18 protein-coding genes are annotated in these 21,967 nt (G+C 43.4%); 7 read left to right on the forward strand and 11 right to left on the reverse strand.

The genetic code is table 11. The annotated features are described in order from the left end of the window. The 4 genes from SCB77_RS06850 to mraZ are packed head-to-tail and all read right to left on the reverse strand — an operon-like array spanning position 1 to position 3,938. Positions 1 to 2,121 (reverse strand): penicillin-binding protein, encoded by a 2,121-nt coding sequence (locus SCB77_RS06850; protein ID WP_320185689.1) that lies wholly within the window; start codon positions 2,119 to 2,121, stop codon positions 1 to 3. Between the two features lie 22 nt (positions 2,122 to 2,143). Continuing rightward, positions 2,144 to 2,548 (reverse strand): FtsL-like putative cell division protein, encoded by a 405-nt coding sequence (locus SCB77_RS06855; protein ID WP_320185690.1) that lies wholly within the window; start codon positions 2,546 to 2,548, stop codon positions 2,144 to 2,146. 9 nt (positions 2,549 to 2,557) lie between these two features. Next, complete coding sequence (rsmH, locus tag SCB77_RS06860; RefSeq protein WP_320185691.1) at positions 2,558 to 3,472, reverse strand: 16S rRNA (cytosine(1402)-N(4))-methyltransferase RsmH; 915 nt, start codon at positions 3,470 to 3,472, stop codon at positions 2,558 to 2,560. Further along, on the reverse strand, positions 3,465 to 3,938 hold the full coding sequence (gene mraZ / locus SCB77_RS06865; RefSeq protein ID WP_320185692.1) for a division/cell wall cluster transcriptional repressor MraZ: 474 nt from the start codon (positions 3,936 to 3,938) through the stop codon (positions 3,465 to 3,467). The genes rsmH and mraZ overlap by 8 nt, the downstream gene beginning before the upstream one ends. 505 nt (positions 3,939 to 4,443) lie before the next feature. On the opposite strand from mraZ, the gene aspS reads away from it, so the two are divergent. Both aspS and SCB77_RS06875 read left to right on the forward strand, forming a co-directional pair. Then, positions 4,444 to 6,195, forward strand: a complete 1,752-nt coding sequence (gene aspS / locus SCB77_RS06870; protein WP_320185693.1) for an aspartate--tRNA ligase — start codon at positions 4,444 to 4,446, stop codon at positions 6,193 to 6,195. 257 nt (positions 6,196 to 6,452) lie between these two features. Beyond that, entirely contained in the window at positions 6,453 to 7,844 is a 1,392-nt protein-coding gene (locus SCB77_RS06875) for an LUD domain-containing protein (protein WP_320185694.1), read from the forward strand. Here SCB77_RS06875 and priA read toward each other — a convergent pair. Continuing rightward, positions 7,838 to 10,318 carry a replication restart helicase PriA gene (gene priA, locus SCB77_RS06880; protein WP_320185695.1) on the reverse strand — a complete coding sequence of 827 codons (2,481 nt, stop codon included), beginning with the start codon at positions 10,316 to 10,318 and terminating at the stop codon, positions 7,838 to 7,840. The genes SCB77_RS06875 and priA overlap by 7 nt on opposite strands. A 145-nt stretch (positions 10,319 to 10,463) precedes the next feature. After that, positions 10,464 to 10,853 (reverse strand): DUF423 domain-containing protein, encoded by a 390-nt coding sequence (locus SCB77_RS06885; protein WP_320185696.1) that lies wholly within the window; start codon positions 10,851 to 10,853, stop codon positions 10,464 to 10,466. Positions 10,854 to 11,040: 187 nt separating this feature from the next. Between SCB77_RS06885 and SCB77_RS06890 the strand changes: the two genes are divergently transcribed. The 5 genes from SCB77_RS06890 (at position 11,041) to SCB77_RS06910 (ending at position 17,726) form a co-directional block, all read left to right on the forward strand. Further along, positions 11,041 to 13,656 (forward strand): PQQ-binding-like beta-propeller repeat protein, encoded by a 2,616-nt coding sequence (locus SCB77_RS06890; protein WP_320185697.1) that lies wholly within the window; start codon positions 11,041 to 11,043, stop codon positions 13,654 to 13,656. 120 nt (positions 13,657 to 13,776) lie between these two features. Further along, positions 13,777 to 14,787: a DHH family phosphoesterase gene (locus SCB77_RS06895; protein ID WP_320185698.1), complete on the forward strand. Its 1,011-nt coding sequence runs from the start codon at positions 13,777 to 13,779 to the stop codon at positions 14,785 to 14,787. 22 nt (positions 14,788 to 14,809) lie between these two features. Next, on the forward strand, positions 14,810 to 15,793 hold the full coding sequence (locus tag SCB77_RS06900; RefSeq protein ID WP_320185699.1) for an FKBP-type peptidyl-prolyl cis-trans isomerase: 984 nt from the start codon (positions 14,810 to 14,812) through the stop codon (positions 15,791 to 15,793). 117 nt (positions 15,794 to 15,910) lie between these two features. Next, entirely contained in the window at positions 15,911 to 16,693 is a 783-nt protein-coding gene (locus SCB77_RS06905; protein ID WP_320185700.1) for a TatD family hydrolase, read from the forward strand. 10 nt (positions 16,694 to 16,703) lie between these two features. After that, complete coding sequence (locus SCB77_RS06910; protein ID WP_320185701.1) at positions 16,704 to 17,726, forward strand: asparaginase; 1,023 nt, start codon at positions 16,704 to 16,706, stop codon at positions 17,724 to 17,726. 66 nt (positions 17,727 to 17,792) lie between these two features. Here SCB77_RS06910 and SCB77_RS06915 read toward each other — a convergent pair whose 3' ends face one another. From SCB77_RS06915 to SCB77_RS06935, 5 genes are all read right to left on the reverse strand, one after another. Further along, positions 17,793 to 18,542 carry a YoaK family protein gene (locus tag SCB77_RS06915; protein WP_320185702.1) on the reverse strand — a complete coding sequence of 250 codons (750 nt, stop codon included), beginning with the start codon at positions 18,540 to 18,542 and terminating at the stop codon, positions 17,793 to 17,795. Further along, positions 18,526 to 19,020: a hypothetical protein gene (locus tag SCB77_RS06920; RefSeq protein WP_320185703.1), complete on the reverse strand. Its 495-nt coding sequence runs from the start codon at positions 19,018 to 19,020 to the stop codon at positions 18,526 to 18,528. The genes SCB77_RS06915 and SCB77_RS06920 overlap by 17 nt, the downstream gene beginning before the upstream one ends. After that, a complete protein-coding gene (locus SCB77_RS06925; protein WP_320185704.1) occupies positions 19,013 to 19,534 on the reverse strand; it encodes a hypothetical protein in 522 nt (173 codons plus the stop codon). The genes SCB77_RS06920 and SCB77_RS06925 overlap by 8 nt, the downstream gene beginning before the upstream one ends. A 198-nt stretch (positions 19,535 to 19,732) precedes the next feature. Then, a complete protein-coding gene (locus SCB77_RS06930) occupies positions 19,733 to 21,091 on the reverse strand; it encodes a sensor histidine kinase (protein WP_320185705.1) in 1,359 nt (452 codons plus the stop codon). Then, on the reverse strand, positions 21,091 to 21,819 hold the full coding sequence (locus SCB77_RS06935) for a response regulator transcription factor (RefSeq protein WP_320185706.1): 729 nt from the start codon (positions 21,817 to 21,819) through the stop codon (positions 21,091 to 21,093). Before SCB77_RS06935 ends, SCB77_RS06930 begins: the two co-directional genes overlap by 1 nt. Positions 21,820 to 21,967 lie beyond the last annotated feature (148 nt).

The raw sequence follows: 21,967 nt of genomic DNA on the forward strand, positions 1-21,967 counted from the left end.
TCAATTCAGTGCCAATACAATTGGCGTACCTGCTTTCAATTTCACTCCAGCAACCAAGGATTGCGTTACTACTCTACCCCTTCCCGACACCTTGGTTTTAAATCCTGCATTCTCCATCGTAAAAACGGCATCCGAAAGCCCCATACCCAACACATTAGGAACGATTCCCTCTTTAATTTGCACCTCAACAAAAGGAACACCTTTTGCGGAAGAATCCGTAGGCTGTGCCAGCGCCGTCCAAGCTGTGGGATGAAAGCCCAAGGCCTCATAAACCGCATTAGAAGCTTCCTTCGAGCCTCCCAGTGTCAATGGCGTTTTTGCGCCGGCCACATTAACTTTTCGCGCAGCGAAGGTACCATGCAAGGAAAGATCATTTGCATATACCATATCCGCCAATTCTTTGAAGACAGGCCCCGCTATCGCCCCTCCATAATAACCTTTCCGCGGATTACGGATAACGACGATCATCGAGTACTTCGGGTTTTCTGCAGGAAAATAACCTGCGAAAGATGACTGGTATCGCCTTGCTCCATATCCTCTTGCCCCATCATTCATCTGTGCCGTTCCGGTCTTACCAGCCGAACTGTATAAAGGCGAGCTCAATTTTTTGCCGGTGCCTTCCGTCATCACCCCTTCCAACATGCCCTGCACCTTATCTATAGCCGTTTTTGATGCAATCTGCTTACTAATCACACGAGCTTGAAAACGTTCTACTGTGTTTCCTAAATGACGAATCTCCTTCACAAAAAGAGGAGCAACCATTTTACCGTCGTTTGCCACGGCGTTATAAAAAGCCAACATTTGCAACGGCGTTAGCCGTAGCTCATAGCCATAAGCCATTTGCACAAGCGACAATTTGCTCCAAGTACGACTGTCAGGCGTCTTCACCCAAGGTTTCACTTCCCCAGGGATCTGTAATCCTAAAGGCTGTCCCAAGCCAAAGTGATGCAATTTCGCTGTATATTTTCCGGGGTTTTCTCCGTAGTGTGCATGCACCAATTTTGCTACCCCCACATTCGATGACTCTTCAAAGGCCTCCTTCACACTCAACACCGATTTCTTTGGTGCGTGCGAATCCTTGATCGTGTGCGACGGAACTTTATATGTTCCATTTCCAATATCCACTCTTGTCGAGGTATCCACCAGCCCATCGTCCAACAAAGCCAAATAGCTAGCTAACTTAAAAGTTGACCCTGGATCGGCTCCCTGTGCGATGGCATAATTATATTTTTCGCGAAACACGCCCTCGCCATCTCTGGTAAAGTTGGCAATAGCGCGGACTTCACCTGTCTTCACCTCCATCAAAATCACACAACCATTATCCGCATCACTGGCAATAAGCTGTTTTTCCAAAGCTCGCTGTGCCATATCCTGCATATTGACATCCAGCGTAGAAATAATATCAGAACCATCAACCGGCGCGACTTCCACCTCACGGCTCACTGGTACCCAAACACCTCCTGCAATACGTTGCATCAATTGCGAACCACTTTTTCCATCGATATAGGATCCATACGCCCCTTCCAAACCAACCAACACAGTGTCGCCTTTGGTGTTTTTGTAACCAATCGTTCGCGCTGCAAGATTGGTAAATGGAAGTATCCTTTTGTTTTCCCGTACAGTAACCAAACTGGTAGAGTATCTTTTTTTCCCTTCTTTAAAAGAATGAAACAAAGGAAATCCTTTTACAACCTTTAAATCTTGATGAGAAACATTGCGTTTCAACAGCATATAGCGTGCTTTTTTTGCACGCGCATTTTTCAATTGTGCTAAATATTGTCGAGCCGATTTATCACCAAAATGCGAAGCCAATTGTCCAGCTAACGAATCGACCTTTGAATTGAACACATCACTCTCTTCAGCTGGAATAGACATGGCATCGAAACGCAACTCGTATTCAGGAACCGACGTAGCCAATAAACTACCATCGTTTGAATATATGTTACCTCGCGCAGCCTCGATCAATCGCTCCCTGATTGTTAAACTATCCACCATAGCGCGCCACTCGCCACCATCGACATATTGCAAATGCAGCAGCTTGCCAAAAACCAACAACGCGCCAAACACCATCAGCCCGAACGCCAGGTACACCCGAATAAGTATCGATTTCCTAATATTCATATGACTACGTGTTAACGTGTTACTACTTTTCTTTAACCACCTCTATTTTGATAGGTGGTTCCGTGCGCTCCTTTAAACCCAAGGTGTCTGCCCGTTTTGCTATTTCAGTCTGCGTCGTCAATTTCATCAACTCTGCAGACAAGGACTTATAATCCCAACTCAACTCCTTCACGTCGCGCCCTAATCGGTCAATAGATCTCACCGTTCGTTCAGCCAAATGGCGGTTAGAGATATACAACAATCCCAACAATGCCACAAAAGCCGCAAAAGGCAAGTTTTTAGCTACCAAATAACTGGACAGCTTCTTCGTTGAAAAAATAGACCGGAGAAAATTTTGCGTCTCTTCGACCTTCTCTTCAACTGATTCATTCATTTTTTCCTGAACTTCCTCACTTAATTCCTTGTCTTTTATCGTATTCTTCGACATCACAAAAAATTAAATGTTCCGTTCAGCGACACGCAATTTCGCACTGCGCGATCTATTATTGCTAGCCAACTCAACCTCACCTGCCGTAATAGCCTTACGACTGATCACTTTGAATGGCTTTATTTCATTTCCAAAAAAATCTTTCTCCACCTCACCCTTAAACTTCCCTTTCTGCATGAAGTTCTTCACTAACCTATCTTCCAAAGAGTGATAGGACATGACCACCAAACGTCCACCTGGCTTCAACACAGAAACAGTCTGTTCTAAAAAAGCCTGCAACGCCTCCAACTCCTGATTCACCTCTATACGCAACGCTTGAAACACCTGTGCATGATACTTATGCTCTTTGCCTTTTGGCACTAAACGCTTAATCACCTCTTTCAAACCAGCAACCGTTTCTATTGCAGCAGTCAAGCGCGCAGTCACAATTGTTTTTGCCAAAGAACGTGCATTCTGAATCTCGCCATACATACCAAAGATTCGGTGCAACTCCTCCTCGGCATAGGTATTTAAAACCATCTTCGCATCTAAATCAGCAACCTGATCCATACGCATATCCAGATCAGCATCGAAGCGAATGGAAAATCCACGCTCGGCAGAATCAAACTGATGCGAAGAAACACCAAGGTCACCCAACACCGCATCCACTTCTTTCACACCCAGCAGCCTCAAATTATTTTTCAAGAACTTAAAGTTCTGATGAATCAAGGTAAACCGCGGATCGTCGATCGCATTCTTTACCGCATCAGGATCTTGATCAAATGCTATCAATCGACCTTTCGGCCCCAGATGCTTCATAATTTCTCGCGAATGACCACCGCCACCAAACGTCACATCTACATAAACACCATCTGGCTTTATCGCCATAGCATCCATGCACTCTTGCAACATCACAGGAACATGGTAAACTCCGGCGCTAGTCATCCGAACCTCCTTCCAAGTCAAAACCTCCCATCACTTGCTCCGCTAGATCAGAAAAATCTTCCTCCGACAAAGCTCCTAGCTGTTCTTCATACTTCGCTTTCGACCACACCTCTATTTTCTCTAGGTTACAAGCCAACACCACATCAGCAGTAACTTCTGCATACTCCAACAAACTCTTCGGCAACAAAACACGTCCCGCCGCATCCAACATCAACTCGGTGGATCCACTCATGAACCTTCGCACAAAATCCCGATTCTTCGGCTGAAATTGATTAAGCCTAGATAATTGTTTCAATATCTTATTCCATTCAGCACGTGTATAAATGACCAAATTTTTCTCGAAGCCACGATTCACAACAAGCCCCTCACGCTCAACATCAGGCAGTTGCCTTTTGAGCGCGGCAGGAACCACCATTCTTCCTTTGGTGTCCAGCTTGCATTCGTATTCTCCAATCAAATAGTTCATTTCCTATGAGCCTAATCAAATTTTAAATGTAAAAGTATACACTTTCCCCCACTTTCCCCCACAATATCACACAAAAAAGTTTTCCACACCGAAAAACTGCAAAAATCACATATTGTAAAACAATAAAAAAAATTTAGAAATCGATGATTTACAATTATTTAATAAAACATATTTATTGCAAATATTTTTCTAAAAGTTCGATTGATATTTGTGGCAGAAACTCTCCTTGGTTTCACAAAAAAAACGAACATTGGAACCTAATTGAGAGAAAAGCCTCCTGCGTGGGGAAAAGTGGAGGCTATATGAGAAAAACAAAGCATGGTGGGAGAATGTGGTGGAAACGATATTCAAAGACTACGGCATTCGGAGAAACTGACACACAAACTTTCGTTATTCTCATCGAAATCCAATATTTTTGCGTAAAATCTAGCTGTCACTTTCTCTTGCCCTTTAAATAGAAGAAGCGACAGGTATGGTTTATTTTATTTTTAAATTTTTAGCATACATGTATAGAAGTCATAGCTGCGGCGAGTTACGTATTGCCGACACGAATAAAGAGGTAACACTTGCTGGATGGGTTCAAAAATCGAGGGATAAAGGGTTTATGGTATGGGTAGATCTACGCGACCGATACGGTATCACCCAATTAATTTTTGACGAATCACGCACAGATGCCTCCATCATGCAACAAGCGAAGGCTTTGGGTCGGGAGTTTGTTATTCAGGTGAAGGGCACCGTTATTGAACGGGAATCCAAAAATAGCAATATGCCAACTGGAGAAGTTGAAGTCTTGGTGAAAGAATTACAAGTTCTCAATGCTTCTCAAATCCCTCCTTTTACCATAGAGGACGAGACAGATGGAGGAGAAGATATCCGAATGAAATATCGCTACCTCGATATCAGACGTAATCCCGTCAAAAACAGCTTACTCTTCCGTCACAAAGTGACACAGGAAGTGCGCAATTATCTTTCGAATTTAGATTTCTGTGAGGTCGAAACGCCTTATTTGATCAAATCTACGCCAGAAGGAGCACGCGACTTCATTGTTCCTTCCCGTATGAATCCGGGTCAATTTTATGCATTGCCACAATCGCCGCAAACATTCAAACAACTCCTGATGGTAGCGGGCATGGATCGCTATTTTCAAATCGTTAAATGCTTTCGCGACGAAGATCTACGTGCTGACCGTCAGCCGGAGTTCACTCAAATCGACTGCGAAATGTCCTTTATTGAGCAAGAGGACATTCTTGATATCTTTGAAGGCTTAACGAGACACCTCCTAAAAACGATACATCAAATCGAGATTACCAAGTTTCCACGCATGACGTTTGACGAGGCGATGCGCACCTACGGGAATGACAAACCGGATATTCGCTTCGGGATGAAATTCGGCGAATTGAACCAAGTGTCCCAACATAAGGAATTTTCGGTTTTCAACAGCGCTGAACTAGTCGTTGGAATTGCGGTTCCTGAGGCAGCCAATTACACTAGAAAACAAATCGACGAACTTATCGACTGGGTAAAACGTCCACAAGTAGGCGCGAGTGGAATGGTCTACTGCAAATGCGAGGCTGATGGCAGCTTCAAATCGTCTGTGGATAAGTTCTACGACCAGGGTGATTTAGCGAAATGGGCGGAAGCAACGGGAGCAAAAGCAGGCGACTTGATCTTGGTATTGTCAGGGCCAGCCTTAAAAACACGCACGCAGCTAAGTGCACTTCGTATGGAATTAGGTAATAGATTGGGATTGCGCAAGCCCCATGAATTTGCACCGCTATGGGTAATCGATTTCCCATTATTGGAATGGGATGAAGATACTGCGCGCTACCATGCTATGCACCACCCGTTCACATCACCAAAGCAGGAAGACATGCACCTACTCGACACTGATCCGGGCAAGGTACGTGCCAATGCGTATGACTTGGTCTTAAACGGCAATGAGATTGGTGGCGGTTCCATCCGTATACATGATAAGGAAACACAGGCTTTAATGTTCAAACACCTAGGTTTCACTGCGGAGGAAGCGCAAGAGCAATTTGGCTTTTTAATGAATGCCTTTCAATACGGTGCGCCTCCACACGGAGGACTTGCCTTTGGCTTAGACCGACTAACGGCTATTCTAGGCGGACAGGAAACCATTCGGGATTATATCGCGTTCCCTAAGAATAACTCGGGGCGTGATGTCATGATTGACGCACCGTCCACTATCGACGCAGGCCAACTTTCGGAACTCCATATTGCGGTAGATCTTAAATAGCTCACCGTCCAAAGGTTATTCGGCAAATAACATATATAAATCGGTCCAAAAAAGGAAACGTAGCCTCTTTTGGACCGATTTATTTATCATATTGCGCAGATGCCACCACACATACGTTCTATTGGCATTTTCTTTGCGAGTATTTTATACGACGACTACATGAAAATGGCCGGATAAATTTAATCAAACGCGTATTTTCCTACGAGCACACCGCGAGGGCTTTTTGCCTATCGTCTAAAAAAAGCAGTTTTAACTCTATGGCGCAACAGTTGGCAGAAAAATTCATTCGCGAAAGCACCGCTAAGTCTTTCGACAAAACCCATCGCGAAATGATGAAGAACAATCTTCATCATTTTCAGGATGCCCTATCGCGTGGCACAGCAAAATTTTTCGATCTTGAAAATTCCAAAAAGAAAGCTCATCTGCTTAAATGGAAAGCTGTAGAAAACCTTGACCGCTATTTGCTTGATTTCGAATCAAATTTCACTCGCCGCGGAGGAAAAGTAATTTGGGCAAACGACGTGGAGGAAGCCAGAGAAGAGATTACACGTATTTTGGAACAGCATGAAGCCAAATCGATCGTCAAAACGGCGTCTATCGTATTCGAAGAGCTTGGTTTATCCGATTACCTCGGAAATAAGGGATTTGATATTACAGAAACAGATACAGGCTCATTTATAGCTCGATTGTTGCAGGAAAAGCCGTCAAATTTTATCTCTTCCGCCGGATATCTTGACCGCAGCACTGTCGCGAAGAAGTTTCACGAACAGTTCGATTGCCCGCTCGAAGCGACAGCAGAACAGCTTATAGAAAAAGTAAATGAGCTCCTGTACGAAAAATTTTTGCGGGCAGATGTAGGTATTTCGGGCGCCAATTTTTTAGTAGCCGATAGCGGTAGCATCGCTATCACGGAGAATGAGGGCAATGCGAGATTGATCAGTACTTTCCCGAAAATTCATATTAGTATCGCTGGTATCGACAACGTGGTGCCTTCGGTGCACGACATGGATCTGTTTTGGCCGTTACTTGCCTCCCATAGCAGCAGCCAAAATCCCGCTACATACAACAGCTTACTTAGTGGCCCCAGACAAAATAGCGAAACAGATGGACCTAAAGAAATGTACGTTATCCTGCTGGATAATGGGCGTAGTAACCTATTAACGAAAAAAGAACAGCGGCAAGGATTATATTGCATCCGCTGCGGAGCGTGTTTGCATGTGTGTCCCGTTTATCAAAGTGTAGGGGCAGATGGCTACGGAATTACCTACCCCGGCCCCATCGGGTCGATGGTCGCGCCACATCTACAACAAGCGGACAATCTCCATCACCTGAGCTTCGCTACACCGCTTGATGGTGAGGCATCATCCGTATGCCCAGTGCATATAGAATTGGATAAAATGCTTTTGTTGAATCGAAAAGAAGCTGTTACACAGCATTTAGTTGGCAAGAGCGAGCAACGTTTTTGGAGTGGATTTGCTTATTTGTTTCAGCGTCGTCGTTTACTTGACTTCTTTGGCGGTAAAACAAAAAATTTCTTATTCAAAAGGTTACTCAAAAAAGCTTGGGGTGATCAACGTGACTTCCCAAAGCTTGCCGATAAGTCCTTTTCCAAACAATGGCGCGAACAAGAAAAACGGAAGGATCAATAAGGATCAACATCGATGGCAATACGTATACCTTTATTATTTTTATCGACTTCAAACTGTGTGATAGCTTGTTGCATGAGCTCCTTAACCTTGGCTATACTGACATTGTTACGTTCAATCTTCAAGGTGATGGTCTGTATAAAGTAATTGCGAACGCGGGATACCAATGGAGGTTCCGGTCCGAGTACACGACTACCCAAATTGCTACGCAGTAAGTGCGCCAACCGCATAGCGCCGTCATGTGCATCCTGCATATCGGTATGTCGTACTTCCATCTTTATCAATCTATAAAAAGGAGGATATTGGTAATTTTTCCGTTCCTTTACCTCGGTCAAAAACATACCCTCGTAGTCATGTAAAATGACTTGTTCCAATACACGATGGTTGGGTGAATGCGTCTGTATAATGACGCGTCCATCTTTCTCTCGTCTTCCTGCGCGACCCGCTACCTGCGAGAACAACGAAAAGGCACGCTCGTAGGCACGAAAGTCGGGAAAGTTAATCATGGCGTCGGCATTGATGATACCTATCAGGCTAACACGACCAAAATCGAGACCTTTAGCCACCATCTGTGTTCCAATAAGAATATCAAACTCGTGGTCATCAAAAGCGGTGATAATCTTATCGAAGCCATGCTTCCCCTTGGCAGCGTCCAAATCGAGACGTCCTATGCGCGCTTGGGGAATAAGAAGTTCAAGCTCTTCCTCCACACGCTCTGTCCCAAAGCCTTTGCTTTCGATATGTGGCATTCCACATGCTGGACAGACTTGAATAGGAGGCTCACTGTGTCCACAGTAATGACAGTGCAGGTGATTGGTCGATTTATGGTAAGTCAGGCTAACATCACAGTTTATACATTTTGCTACCCAACCACACGTACTACATTGCACAAACGGCGTATGTCCACGTCTATTTTGGAAGAGAATAACTTGTTCTTTGCGTTCTAAAGCATCACTTATGCCTTGCAACAGAACGCCACTGAAGTAGGAAAACATTTGCTCTTTGCGCCCTTCCTCAGCGATATTTACAACTTGTATTTCGGGAAGCTTGGCATCGCCAAAACGTTCCTTAAGCTCAACCAATCCGTATTTATCGGCTTTCGCATTGTAGTAACTTTCTATCGACGGCGTTGCAGATCCAAGTAGCACCTTAGCTCCCTGCAAGTGTGCCAAATAAATCGCCGTGTCACGCGCATGGTAACGTGGGGCGGGTTCATACTGCTTATACGAACTTTCATGTTCTTCGTCAACCACAATTAATCCCAAATCTTTAAACGGTAAAAACACGGACGAACGTGCCCCCACCACGACCTTATACTCGCCCTTTATCACCTTATGCCATACCTCTGCTCGCTCATTATCATTGAATTTGGAGTGATATACACCAAGCTTGTCACCGAAATGCATCTTCAGTCGATCCGTTATCTGCGTTGTAAGTGCAATTTCAGGCAGCAGATAAAGTACATTTTTTCCCGATGCAATCATTTGTTCGATCAAACGAATATACAACTGCGTTTTTCCGGAGGCTGTGACACCGTGCAACAAGACGACGTCCTTTTGCTCGAAGAGTGTATTGATTTGTTCAAAGGCTAGCTGTTGTTTATCATTAAACACAAAATTGGTTGTTATCTCGACGTCAACGCCACCCAAACGGGAGACCACCTTTTCTCGAACTTCGAACACCTCTTTTTCAATCAATGAAGCCACAATTCCACCACCGACGCCTGTCATCTCCATAATGTCTTGTCTGGTAACTTCGGGATTGCTCTTGCGCAGTTGAAGAAAGGCTAATAGCGCATCCTGTTGTTTAGGCGCTCGATTTAAGGAGTCCATCAGCGCATGTAAGCTTTCCCCATCTGCAAAGGTCGCTGCCAACTGTAAAAAAGACTTACGCTTCGGCTTGAAACGATCCTTTATTTCCTCAGAGATCAAGATGTAGCCATGATCAAATAGCGATTTGAGCAAAGGAAAAACCGTTTTCTGTCCGAGAAGCTTTACGATATCATTGACTGTAAGTTCGCCCGCTAAATCCAGCGCTTCCATCACCAAGTATCCTTTGTCGGACAGCAGAGATCGATCCAAGCCTTCAGCCTCGGAAGCAACAATTTTGGTCTCGCTAGCCATCTTAAGCGCGGCGGGAAGAGCCGCTTGCAGCACTTCACCAAGGTAGCACATGTAATAAGCAGCCATCCACTCCCAGAGCGCCAACTGGCTTTTGTCGACGACCGGCTCATCATCGATCACGTTGAGGATGTATTTAGCTTCGTAACTTAGCGGAGGTTCGTGAGATAAACGGTGAACAATGGCCGCATAGATCTTGTTCCTTCCAAATTGAACGATCACTCTTTTGCCAATAGCCACATCACGATTCCATTCTACGGGCACTCTATATGTATAGGTCTTGGCAATGTACAAAGGCAGAATAACCTCTACAAAAAGTGTTTCACGATCAATACCAAATAAAGAGGTGTCAGACATAAGAACAAAGTTAGAAAACCTTCACGAAATCTTAATAAAAGAAATAAGAACCGAAACGCGAGCCGATCGCGACAATAAAAAGGAATAGCCTTCAAATAAAAAGCCTTCGGTTTATGGAAGGCTTCTTTATCGAGTAGTTTTTATGTCAAGAACGGTTTCGAACTGCCGCGACAAATAGACCTCCCCATCCAACGATGAAGCACAGTCCACCGAGTGGAGTGACAGGCCCAAGCATGGTTAATCCGTCTAGTCCGAGTAACGATCGAACGCTAAGCAAGTACAAAGAGCCTGAAAACAACAGAATGCCTAATACAAAGGCTATGAAAGAAACGCGTATAGATGCATTTTTTGCCCGCGAAAAAGTAGACAGAAACAATAAAGCCAAGGTATGGTAAAAGTGATATTGATTTGCTGTCTTCCACGTTCCTAAATGATAGTCGCTAATCTTGCCTTCAAAGCCATGTGCTCCAAATGCCCCCAATATCACAGCCGTCAGCCCAAAAAAGGAAGCTGCTAATATAATTTGTTTATTCATAAAGGAGATAAAATTCTATAACGTATGTTTTTGCGCTTATAAATGTATAAAATTAAATGCAAATTGCCTTTCAATTTTTTCAGCTTTCGCGAGCCGTCACTAATTTCGAGGCATAGATATTCCCCCATTTTTTATCGGCTTTGCTTTTTATTTTTTTATTTTTGAATCTGTTACAGGTTTGTGCGCAATGAGAAATACCATTATACTTTCAATTTTACTGTTCGTCGCTGTCATCGGCGCTTCCATATATTACTTCGCAGACTTAAACGGTAGCGAGAAAGAAGGTCTGCGTCCACTGACGTTTTTGCCCAAAGAGACGTATCTCGTTAGCACATTTCACAATGATGCGACGACCGATAATATCTTCAAGGATTTCGAGCTATTTGAGGCGTTAATCGGCAAACAGGATATGAAGCAATGGCAATTGTGGAAGGCTAAGCTGCTACGTAACGCATCCTTACAGCCCTACGTCAACGGTTCGGATCTGTACCTTTCGTTTCATCCGGAGGGCGAGAAGATCGTTTCGCTTTTCAGCATTCCAACAAGTGAGCCCATCGAAGTAGAGAGTCTTGCGGCTGTCATGGCAGAGGTGGGTAAAGAATTCAACGTTACGCACCGCGACACCTTGGGTGCTCGTATTTTCCACCTTCACAGTGGTAATAAGGATAGTATTTTCCATATTGCCTATCATAAACAGATATTCTTTGCGAGTTACTCGGACAGCCTAATAAACCGGGTGCTTGATAACAACCAGCCTAAGCTAGACAAACATGCAATCGATTACTTTGCGGAGAACAACAGCAGAAATTCGCCGTTAAGCGTTTACTTCCTACACGATGAAGTCGCTAAAATTTCGCAACATCTGATGCGTAACCGTCCCGGTAACAACATTGGCCTTTTCACATCCATTGGAGGGCAATCTGCCTGGAATCTTAACTTCAAGAATGATGCACTGATCTTGAGTGGTGAGAGTGAAACCATGCGCGACAGAAAAAATTACCTAGAGGTCTTCGGTAGGCAAAGCAAAACCACGCAAAGTCTTTTCAATTACTTTCCAGAAAATACGGCCACCTACATGGCTTTTGCCATTAGCGATCCCGCGCTCTTCCAAGATGATCTACAAAAAATGTTCAAGGAACGGGGCGAATCGGAAAAATTGTCCGATCAGCTTCAGCAACTGGAACGCAACAGCAACCTATCCTTAAACAAGGAGATACGACAAATATTCGGAAATGAATTTGCGGTGGTCGAACAAAGCAATCAGACCTCACTAGCCTTTGTAGCCCTTCATGATTCATCGCAACTGAGTCAAAACATTGATCGTATTTCTACGGAAACAGGAGATTCCATATTCCGTTTCGATCAATCCAATGTGCTGTATGCCCTATTCGGCGACCCCTTAAAATCATTTACTCGTCCATATTTTATGAAGCACGAAAACAGCATTGTGGTCGCAAATAGCCAAAGCCTGTTGCAAGACTTCAAACGGGATATGCGCAGGGAGAACCTTTTGATCAACACACTAGGATTCAAGAACTTCGAAAAGATACAAGGTAACGAGGCCAATGTGACCTATTTTCAACGCACACGCACCTCTTCCGCCTTAATCGGCAATTTGCTGAAACCCGCTTTTCGCGAGAACTTCCGCGACAGCGACGACTTCGGGTTTCAAGACTTCTACTCTTGGTCGCTCCAAATATCGGGAAACAACGGAGATTTTCTATCCAACATTTACGCCATCTATAAAAGTAAAACTGCCTTAGGAGCTACACCAGAATGGAGCTACACGTTCGAGAACCGCCCTATTACGGCACCTTGGGTGTTTGAACATTCCGACACTAGTCAATTCATCCTTATACAGGAGCAAGATCATACGGTTCATGGCATACATCCTTCCGGAAAGCAACTTTGGTCGGCTGTGTTTCATGGACGCGTGGTCGGCGAAGCTCAACAATTGGCAGATCGATCGATTGTACTTGTCACGGATCGCAACCGCCTGTACCGGTTCGACAGTAGCGGCAACGGCTTGCCGGGCTTTTCGTTGGGTTTGAGTGCGGAACCAAGCTATACGCCTACCGTTGCTGAACTTAACGGACAACAGCTTATTTTTATCCCCGCCGGTAACGAGCTTTTGGTGTACGATCTGGAAGGCAAGCGTATGGAAAATTGGAGTAACGAGAAATTGGCTGGCAACATTCTTTTTGATGTTAAAGCACGCAATAGTCAAGTTTTTATAGGCACCGAAAATGGTCATTTCTACCAATATGATGCGAATGGAAAACTGATTAAGCAAGAAGTCATTAATGGTGGTCATTTCCGAAATCCGCTTGCTTTTATTGCGCAGGAAGATGCCGGCAGCACGCTCATAGCGATAGACACCGCCAACAATTTCGTGACGATAGATTTTAAGCAGCCTGCAACAAAACGAACAGTAGGAAATTGGCATGGTAAATCGATCTTGGCTTTTGACCACATGGGCGCTACGCCAGCAAACAGATTGATTGTCCTAGATGGCAAGAAACTTTCCACACTTCAGCTTCCAGACGGCTCTCCACTATATGACTTTACCTTCACGCAAGCGGCAGAAGACAGACCACAGTTTTTCGCCAACGGAAGCCTTCTAGGCATCGCTTCGCGCGAAAATGGGCTGATTTATATTTTCGACGACAAAGGCACTGTGGTAAACGGCTTCCCAATAGAATCTATGCCGCTCTTTTATTACGGCAAAATAGACTATAATAGTGCTACCTATTTATTGTGTGTGCGCAGGGACCGAAAACTGTATGCCTTTAAGCATGATTAAAAATACGTGAATATGGCAGGTAATACAACTGACACGGAGAGCGTTTCCATAGAAACACTTCTTGTTAAAAAATTTCTTGAACCAACAAAATTGTAGTAGGTTTGCAATCTTAGATTATTTATGCTGACAGGACAAATACATTTACATTTACTTTCCGAACCTAAGAATATCGTTATCACCACCCATCATAAGCCTGATGGCGACGCTTTAGGCTCATCTCTGGGTTTGTACCATTGGCTCAAAGCTAAAGGACACCACGTGGAGATAGTATTATCATCCGACTTTCCTACATTTTTGGATTGGATGCCCGGTCGCGAAGAGGTAATTATTTATCCCACGGCGAAAGAACAATCCGAACACTTATTGGCAAATGCGGACATCATTTTTTGCCTAGACTACAGTGCTATAAGTCGAACCAACATTCTAGAGCCTCTTATCCGCGCTGCGTCGGGTCAAAAATGGATGATCGATCATCACCTAGATCCGGAAGACTTTGCGAGCTTAAGTTATTGGGACTCCAATGCGGCGGCAACTGCACAGCTTATCTATACGTTCATCTGTTCAGTAAACGGAGACCGAGAAGGCATGAGCCCAGAAATCGCGACCTGCCTCTATGCAGGAATCATGACTGATACGGGTTCTTTCCGTTTTCGTTCGACTACGGCGGCGGTACACCAAATTATCGCGTCATTGATCGACGCAGGAGCGAAAAATTGGGAGATACACGAGCAAGTTTACAACAGCTCCACCGAGAATCGACTGAAGTTTTTGGGATACTGTTTGCTCAACTGCCTAGAAGTTATTCCGGAATATAATACTGCTGTATTTTCGGTCAGCAAAGAAGATCTGCAGAAGTTTGATGTAACTACTGGAGACACAGAAGGCTTAGTGAATTATGCCCTTTCGGTAAAAGGAATTCGTTTAGCTGCTTTATTTATTGACAGAACCGAATTAATTAAATTATCTTTGCGATCAATTGGAGATATTCCATGTAATGAGATTTGTAAAAAGTACTTTAATGGGGGCGGGCATTTAAATGCTTCTGGTGGTAGTTCGAGTGACGAACTGAGCCAGGTTGTCAATAAATTCAAGTCTATTTTACCAGCATATAAAGAAATATTAACAAAATAAATTTAGTGATTAGATCAGAAAAATGAAGAAATCAATTTTATTCCTTTCGGCAGCTGTCGCCGTTTTAGCGACTGCAGCTTGCCAGAACTTCAAAAAAGGTGATGGTGGTCTTGAATATAACATCGTAAAAGATGCCGGCGCAGAAAAAGCAAAAGCTGGCGACTTGCTATCGGTGGATATGATTGTAAAGTCAGACCGTAAAGATTCGTTATTGCAAAGTACATATGATATCGGTTTGCCACAAATCGTCAACATTGCTCCAGATTCTATCCCGGGCTTATACGCTGGTGACTACAACTCCATGTTCAAGTTTTTAGGAGAAGGTGATAGCGCGGTTTTCCGTTTAAACCTAGACACCATGGCTGCAAAAACAGGACAGCCAAAGCCTGAATTTGCAGACAAGTATGTTACGTTCACTGTAAAAGTTAGAAAGCACTTCAAAAAAGGAAATCTTACTGACTCTGCATTATACGCACAGATCGACAGCTACTTCAAAGGCGAGATCGAAGGCTTAAAGAAATCCGAAGAGAGCAAATTGGCCGGTTACATTGCCGACAAAAAATTGGAGCCTAAGAAAACAGCTTCAGGCCTTCAATATGTCATTGCTGAAGAAGGTAAAGGAAATAAAGTTGTCGTAGGTGATACTGCTGTTGTTAATTACACCGGCAGATTGGTGAACGGAAGCATCTTCGATACCAACAATGCTGAAACAGCGAAGAAAGAGAACAAATTTAATCCAATGCGTCCTTATGAGCCACTTCGTTTCCGTGTTGGACACGATCCTGTTATCCAAGGATGGACAGAAGGTTTCCAATTGTTAAGCAAAGGCAGCAAAGCAACATTATTGGTTCCTTCTAGCTTAGGTTACGGCGAGCGCGGTGGCGGTACCATCCCTCCATATGCACCTCTTGTTTTCGAAATCGAAGTAGTCGATGTGATTCCTGGACCGAAAACAGAAGCGCCTGCTCCTGGTCCTATCGTAGACTCTGTCGCAACAAAGAAATAAGAATTTTATCAAATTGATAATGGAAACGCAAGATTATTAAAAGTCTTGCGTTTTTTTATGCTCGATTAGGTCTTATACTACGAAAAGACTAAATTTAGCCCCATTATCAACGATCATATGTCCACTAAACCCTATACACTGACTGATACGCATACCCATATCTACTACCATCTAGCCGATGCAAAATTGGATGAGCAGCTATCCCGTTGTTTCGAACAAGGAATAGATCGCTTGTTTCTTCCAAACGTAGACAGCGATTCTATAGCGCCGGTTTTTGCCACCGTAGAAGCTTATCCAGCCAACTGTTTCCCAATGTTGGGTTTACATCCATGTTCTGTTAAAGAAAACTTCCGAGAGGAGCTTCGTATCATCGAAGAGGCGCTATCTGCTTATAAGGTGTATGCTATCGGAGAAATTGGTCTTGATCTTTACTGGGACAAAACCACACTTTCTTGGCAAAAAGAAGCCTTCCGCATTCAAGTCGAATGGGCGAAATCGTTGGGACTACCTATAGACATACATTGCCGTGAAGCTTTTGACGAATTGTTTGAACTACTTGACGAGCTTAAAGATGACAAACTGTTCGGTATCCTACATTGTTTCACGGGAGACTTAGAGCAGGCTAAAAAGGCTATCGACCTTGGTTTTTCCCTCGGTATTGGTGGCGTTGTGACATTTAAAAAATCGGGGTTGGATGCGGTAGTAAAGGAGATTGATATGGTCCATATCGTATTAGAAACCGATGCCCCCTACCTTGCTCCTGTCCCTTTTCGGGGGAAAGAAAATGAAAGCAGTTACTTACATTACATCGCCCAAAAAGTAGCAGATATCAAAGAAACGGATATTCGTCATATCGCCGATATCAGCACCGCAAATTCAAGAAAAATATTTGGAATTTAAGCGCTTAACCATGCAGAACATATTTATCATTTACACCGGCGGAACAATAGGGATGGTAAAAGATCCAGATACCGGTACATTCGTTCCATTTGATTTCGAGCTCATTGCTCGCAATCTACCCGATCTAGCGCGTCTAAACTACAAGTTGACCGTCCATTCCTTTACACCAATTATTGATTCCTCGAATATGAGGCCTTCCATTTGGGTAGAAATGGCGCAAATCATCAAAGACAACTACGAGCATTATGATGGCTTTGTTATCCTACATGGATCGGATACGATGTCGTTCTCTGCCTCTATTTTGAGCTTCATGCTCGAGGGATTGCAGAAGCCGGTCATCCTTTCCGGATCGCAATTGCCAATCGGCGAAATTCGAACGGACGCGCGCGAAAATATGATGACCGCACTGGAAATTGCCTCGGCAAAGGAAAACGGGAAGTCGATCATCCAAGAAGTATGTATCCTCTTCGACAACAAGCTCTTCCGCGGAAACCGATCGTTCAAATATAATTCGGCAAAGTTCGAAGCATTTCGTTCACCCAACTATCCCGTTTTAGCGGAAGCAGGGATACACATCAACTACAACAGGGAAGCCTTGCTCAACAATAACGACAAGCAATTCATCATGCACACCAAATTAGACGACCATGTGGGCATGTTAAAGTTGTTCCCAGGCATCAGTCCCAAATTTATTCAGTCAATTCTGGATGCCGACGTCCGCAGTATCGTAATGGAAACATTTGGATCGGGTAATACCATGACCGACGACTGGTTTTTGGATATGCTAGCAGCAGCGGTCAAGAAGGGCAAGAATATTCTCGATATTTCGCAATGCAAGGTAGGGTCAGTGGAACTTGGGCGATATGAAACATCACAAGGACTTAAGGCTATCGGTATACTAAACGGTTACGATATGACTTTCGAAGCGGCTGTTACAAAGTTAATGTACCTTCAAGGTCATTTTGAAGATCAGGAGTCCGTAGCCTATTGGATTGAGCGCGACATTCGCGGCGAGCTGACCGTGAACGATTAACCGCGCAACATAAACATATCATGTAGAAAATTTCAAATTCCCGACTGCCCGAAGGTCGGGAATTTTTTATGCGGTACAGTTTTCCTTATGCCTGCGATCAAAAAGATGTTTCACCCGTGTCAACTTATAGAAGTCGTATAGCGCAATGACCAAAAGGATGACGCAGGTTAGGTAGAATGTTCCGTTTTCCAAATATAGATATCCAATACCACCGAAGATACCACCAATGACGTAGGCTGTCATAATGGTGAGAAGCAGGTGAAATTTATCAACCAAAGCTTTGTTTTGCCGATTCTGCCGCTTACTAAACATCGAGACCAAGATGGCCAAATCTGTCGTCAGGCCGGTAAGGTGCGTTGTTTTCACAACTGAATTGGAAATGCTCGCAGTTAAACCATTTTGAAGCCCCATAGCGAAGAGCAGTGCGGCAACCAGAAATTCGGTTTCCTGCAGCGAGTTACTGTAAAAGAAGTCAAGATACAAACCTACGAATAGAATACTCAGAAATTCCAATATAACGGGAATTGCATGGGATATGTATTGGCTCCAGCGTCCTCTACCTTGTACAATAACAAAGTTGGACAAGAAACTGCCCATAAAAAACAATAATATCCACAACAGCACAACTGCGCCTTGATACCAATTGCCTTTACTTAATTCTTGCGCAAAAACCGCATAGTAACCTGTTATGTTAGATGTAAAGGCAAAAAAAACAGTTACCGAGGCCACGTTGACCATCCCGGCAGAAAATGCCGTCAACGCCCCCAATTTTACATTATCACTCTGTGTACGATGATTACTATATTTTCTTAGCATATTGATCTGAGGGATCTTTTCTTTCCAAAACGATTTCTATTATACCCTTTACTTGCAAATCAAAATTAAGGTGTAACACCAGTCTATCATCGCTTATTTGTTGAATTTGAAAACTTTCCATTTGCTTTCCATTTTTGCGAAGCTCCAGAACGTGTCCACGCCCCTTAATAAGCCACTCAATGTCACTGCTTTGATTTGGGTCTGCGGATAGCAGTGAACGGTTTTCTTCAAATTTCCACACGCCCAAGTGCAATTCCTGAAAATCCTGTAGAATCTCCTTACGCAAGCCTTCTTGTAACTGCGAATTTGATGCCAATTCTCCCGAGGCATTGTCCTTTTCTAATCGCCACTCTTTCTCTACCCACTCTCCTTGAATTAGGCGTTCCGGGTTCTCGTGATACATCACGACCAAACTACTGCCTATCAATAGCAGCGCGATGAAAATATAGTTTATCTTAACCAATATATCCCTACTCATAACTTACCCTCCAATCTCTTCTAAAAAAAATGCTATCCATGGAATCTATCCCTTCCAACAGCTGATCTTCCAATTTCACAGGAACGATGATGGCCGAGATGCTTTCCACATTTTTACGCAGTACCTCTGTTAGATCGAACACGCTAGATTCCTTTGAAGCAAAAAGATAGCCCTCCGGAAGCACAATATGTGTGACGCGCCCTCCCTTAAAATAGTTACGCAGGTAACGTCCATTTCTTGAAATAATCAAGTCCGAATACATTTCAACTAAGTTGCTCTTGAAACGCGATTTGATCATTTCACATCCCTTGATAAAGTCTTCACTTTCGAGCCTCGAAAGATGATCCTCTTTTGTAATTCCTAATAAACTCGTAATGGAATCGCCCACATCGTATCCGCAAGCAAGCACCAACTCGACTTTCTGATCGGCATTTTTCTCCATGAAGTTCAAAACAATGCGAAGAGAGTCCACGCTAAAATCTGTCGGTACGAGAACACGTGCTATATTTGCCATACTTTACCTTTTTTTCAAAGTTACGAGGCAGGCATAGCAATGGCATGAAGCCCACATTAGTTTTCAATTAAACTTCAGCGAAACAGATTAAAACAGGATTAAAAACACCGATAAAATTAAAATAGGATTAAAAAAACAGGAAACCGTCGCCTAAGATCCGTAATAAGGATATTATGGAAAACCGTACTTTCTGTCGGATTACAACAGTTTTCGATCAATGGTTGGCAATTCTATCCGTACGGTAGTTCCTTTTCCTAGGGCGGAAGACACTGTGAGCTGCCCATTGTGCATCTTCACAATATTTCTTGCTAGTGGGAGACCGATTCCATATCCAGAAAAATTAGTGGTATTTGAAGCGCGAAAATAAGGGTCATAAATGTATGACAGTTCTTCTTCAGGGATGCCAATACCCTCATCACGAATGAGCAGTAATACACCTTTATCGAAAGCTCCCAAGGCTACATATGCCGTCCGATTGGTTGAATATTTACAAGCATTGGAAACAATGTTTGAGATGGCGAGTTGTAGAAGCGGAGCCGATCCATTGACCTTCAGCTTCATGCTATCATCGGGAAGCATACTAAAATCTGTCTTAATATGAAAATGTTCGTTGATGGCCTTAACGGTCATTTCTGCATCCATCACGATCTGATCGATGCGCACCGGTTTGAAGGTTAGGTTATTGTTTTCAAATCCTGTTCGTGCAAGTAACAGCAGTGCACTTGTTTTCTTTTCCAAATTTTCGGCTGCATCAGCAATTTTTTGAATAGATTGTTTGTACTCCTCGACTTTGCGTTCTTTGGATAAAGCCAAATCCGCTATTCCAATGATTGATGTGAGCGGTGTGTTCAGTTCATGTGAAGCATTACTCACGAAATTTTTTTGTGTCTCAAAGGATGTTTCAATTCGGGTCAGCATTTGATTGAATGTACTAGCTAGCTTACTTAATACGCCACTATCCCTATTAACGGTCAAGCGTAAGTATAGGTTCTCTGATCCGATCTTTTCCACCTCACCGATGAGCTCGCTGATCGGCTTAATGAAAGAGCGCTTTACCAACAGCGACACGACGATAACAAATAGTACGCCCAGCAAAAGCGCAATAATTAGCAGATTTCTTAAATAATTTAAGTGATGGGTGTAAAAATAATTCTCTGCAGAAACACCGAGTATGTAGCGTCTTCCTTTTTGCAAATACAACTTCGTCGAATAAAATGTATTGCCGATCTTGAAATTACTCGTCCCTGTTTTATCAATTTGCTGCCATAATTCTTTATTAAATCCGCTGCTGTGCACGATGTGGTTGTGCTCATCAAATTCAACAATAAATTCATGTTGCTTGTTGAGTTCTTCCACATAGGTCAAAGACCATTCCGTTGCGACACGTTCTCCGTTGAACATCTTTTCTGCCGCCAAGTTACGTCGCAGTTCCAATCGTTTGTAAAAATCGGAAAATGCAAAATTCGTGATGGAATACATGATGAACACCACAAAGGATGCGGTGTAAATCACTAGAATGGTAATTAATGCATAAAGAATCTTATTGTAGTTACGCATCAGCTTTCAATTTTTAACACGTAGCCCATCCCGATGACGGTATGTATTGCTTTTACAGGTGTAGCTTTCTCGATCTTCTTCCGCAAATAGTTCACATAAACATCGACTACATTTGAACCGATATCAAAGTTAATCCCCCAAACCTTATCCAAGAGCTCACTTCGTTCAAAAACCTTCTGAGGCGCCTGTATAAACAGGAGTAAAAGCCTGTATTCGGTCGACGTGAGATTTAACTCCTGACCATCTGCGTAAGCGATCTTCTTATAATCATCTATCTCTAGGAATTTGTAGGTGAATAGGCGTTTTTCTACCGACTGCACCTGTTTAGTAATTTCTTGTTTACGTCGTATGAGGGTTCGTACGCGTGCTTTAAGCTCGATAAGCTTAAACGGTTTGGACAGGTAGTCATCAGCACCGCTATCGAGCCCTAGCACTACATTTTCTGGACTGCCGAGTGCAGTAACCATCAGTATGGGTAGATCCGTATAACCCAACAGACGAAAGTTCTTACAGATGTCCAAACCATTCATTTCCGGGAGCAACACATCTAAGATAACAAGGCTGATGGCATTGTTTTGCAACTTGTGCAGCGCATCCTCATATTTGGTAGCATGAATCACCTGATAACCATCTTCCTCCAGCCCCTGTATGATGACCTCGGCAACATTTCTTTCATCCTCTACTAGTAATATACGTTGTCCATCCATAGATCCGATCTTTGCTTGCAAGGGTTTATAAACAGCTAAAATATAACATTTTTATGGATATATGATGCAGCGGTAATCTCAAAGACGAAAACAACAGATTATTTTTTTGCATGTACTATTCTTTATAAAGTAAATAAGTAAAAAAACTAGCAGATCATTATACGTTGCG

Origin of the sequence: Sphingobacterium bambusae, assembly GCF_033955345.1 — a bacterium.
GTDB classification, from domain to species: Bacteria; Bacteroidota; Bacteroidia; order Sphingobacteriales; family Sphingobacteriaceae; genus Sphingobacterium; species Sphingobacterium bambusae.

Excerpts from the sequence above, each read along its gene's own strand:
- SCB77_RS06850 (WP_320185689.1), bottom strand. The coding sequence starts at position 2,121 with ATGAATATTAGGAAATCGATACTTATTCGGGTGTACCTGGCGTTCGGG.
- SCB77_RS06855 (WP_320185690.1), bottom strand. The coding sequence starts at position 2,548 with ATGTCGAAGAATACGATAAAAGACAAGGAATTAAGTGAGGAAGTTCAG.
- rsmH (WP_320185691.1), bottom strand. The coding sequence starts at position 3,472 with ATGACTAGCGCCGGAGTTTACCATGTTCCTGTGATGTTGCAAGAGTGC.
- mraZ (WP_320185692.1), bottom strand. The coding sequence starts at position 3,938 with ATGAACTATTTGATTGGAGAATACGAATGCAAGCTGGACACCAAAGGA.
- aspS (WP_320185693.1), top strand. The coding sequence starts at position 4,444 with ATGTATAGAAGTCATAGCTGCGGCGAGTTACGTATTGCCGACACGAAT.
- SCB77_RS06875 (WP_320185694.1), top strand. The coding sequence starts at position 6,453 with ATGGCGCAACAGTTGGCAGAAAAATTCATTCGCGAAAGCACCGCTAAG.
- priA (WP_320185695.1), bottom strand. The coding sequence starts at position 10,318 with ATGTCTGACACCTCTTTATTTGGTATTGATCGTGAAACACTTTTTGTA.
- SCB77_RS06885 (WP_320185696.1), bottom strand. The coding sequence starts at position 10,853 with ATGAATAAACAAATTATATTAGCAGCTTCCTTTTTTGGGCTGACGGCT.
- SCB77_RS06890 (WP_320185697.1), top strand. The coding sequence starts at position 11,041 with ATGAGAAATACCATTATACTTTCAATTTTACTGTTCGTCGCTGTCATC.
- SCB77_RS06895 (WP_320185698.1), top strand. The coding sequence starts at position 13,777 with ATGCTGACAGGACAAATACATTTACATTTACTTTCCGAACCTAAGAAT.
- SCB77_RS06900 (WP_320185699.1), top strand. The coding sequence starts at position 14,810 with ATGAAGAAATCAATTTTATTCCTTTCGGCAGCTGTCGCCGTTTTAGCG.
- SCB77_RS06905 (WP_320185700.1), top strand. The coding sequence starts at position 15,911 with ATGTCCACTAAACCCTATACACTGACTGATACGCATACCCATATCTAC.
- SCB77_RS06910 (WP_320185701.1), top strand. The coding sequence starts at position 16,704 with ATGCAGAACATATTTATCATTTACACCGGCGGAACAATAGGGATGGTA.
- SCB77_RS06915 (WP_320185702.1), bottom strand. The coding sequence starts at position 18,542 with ATGCTAAGAAAATATAGTAATCATCGTACACAGAGTGATAATGTAAAA.
- SCB77_RS06920 (WP_320185703.1), bottom strand. The coding sequence starts at position 19,020 with ATGAGTAGGGATATATTGGTTAAGATAAACTATATTTTCATCGCGCTG.
- SCB77_RS06925 (WP_320185704.1), bottom strand. The coding sequence starts at position 19,534 with ATGGCAAATATAGCACGTGTTCTCGTACCGACAGATTTTAGCGTGGAC.
- SCB77_RS06930 (WP_320185705.1), bottom strand. The coding sequence starts at position 21,091 with ATGCGTAACTACAATAAGATTCTTTATGCATTAATTACCATTCTAGTG.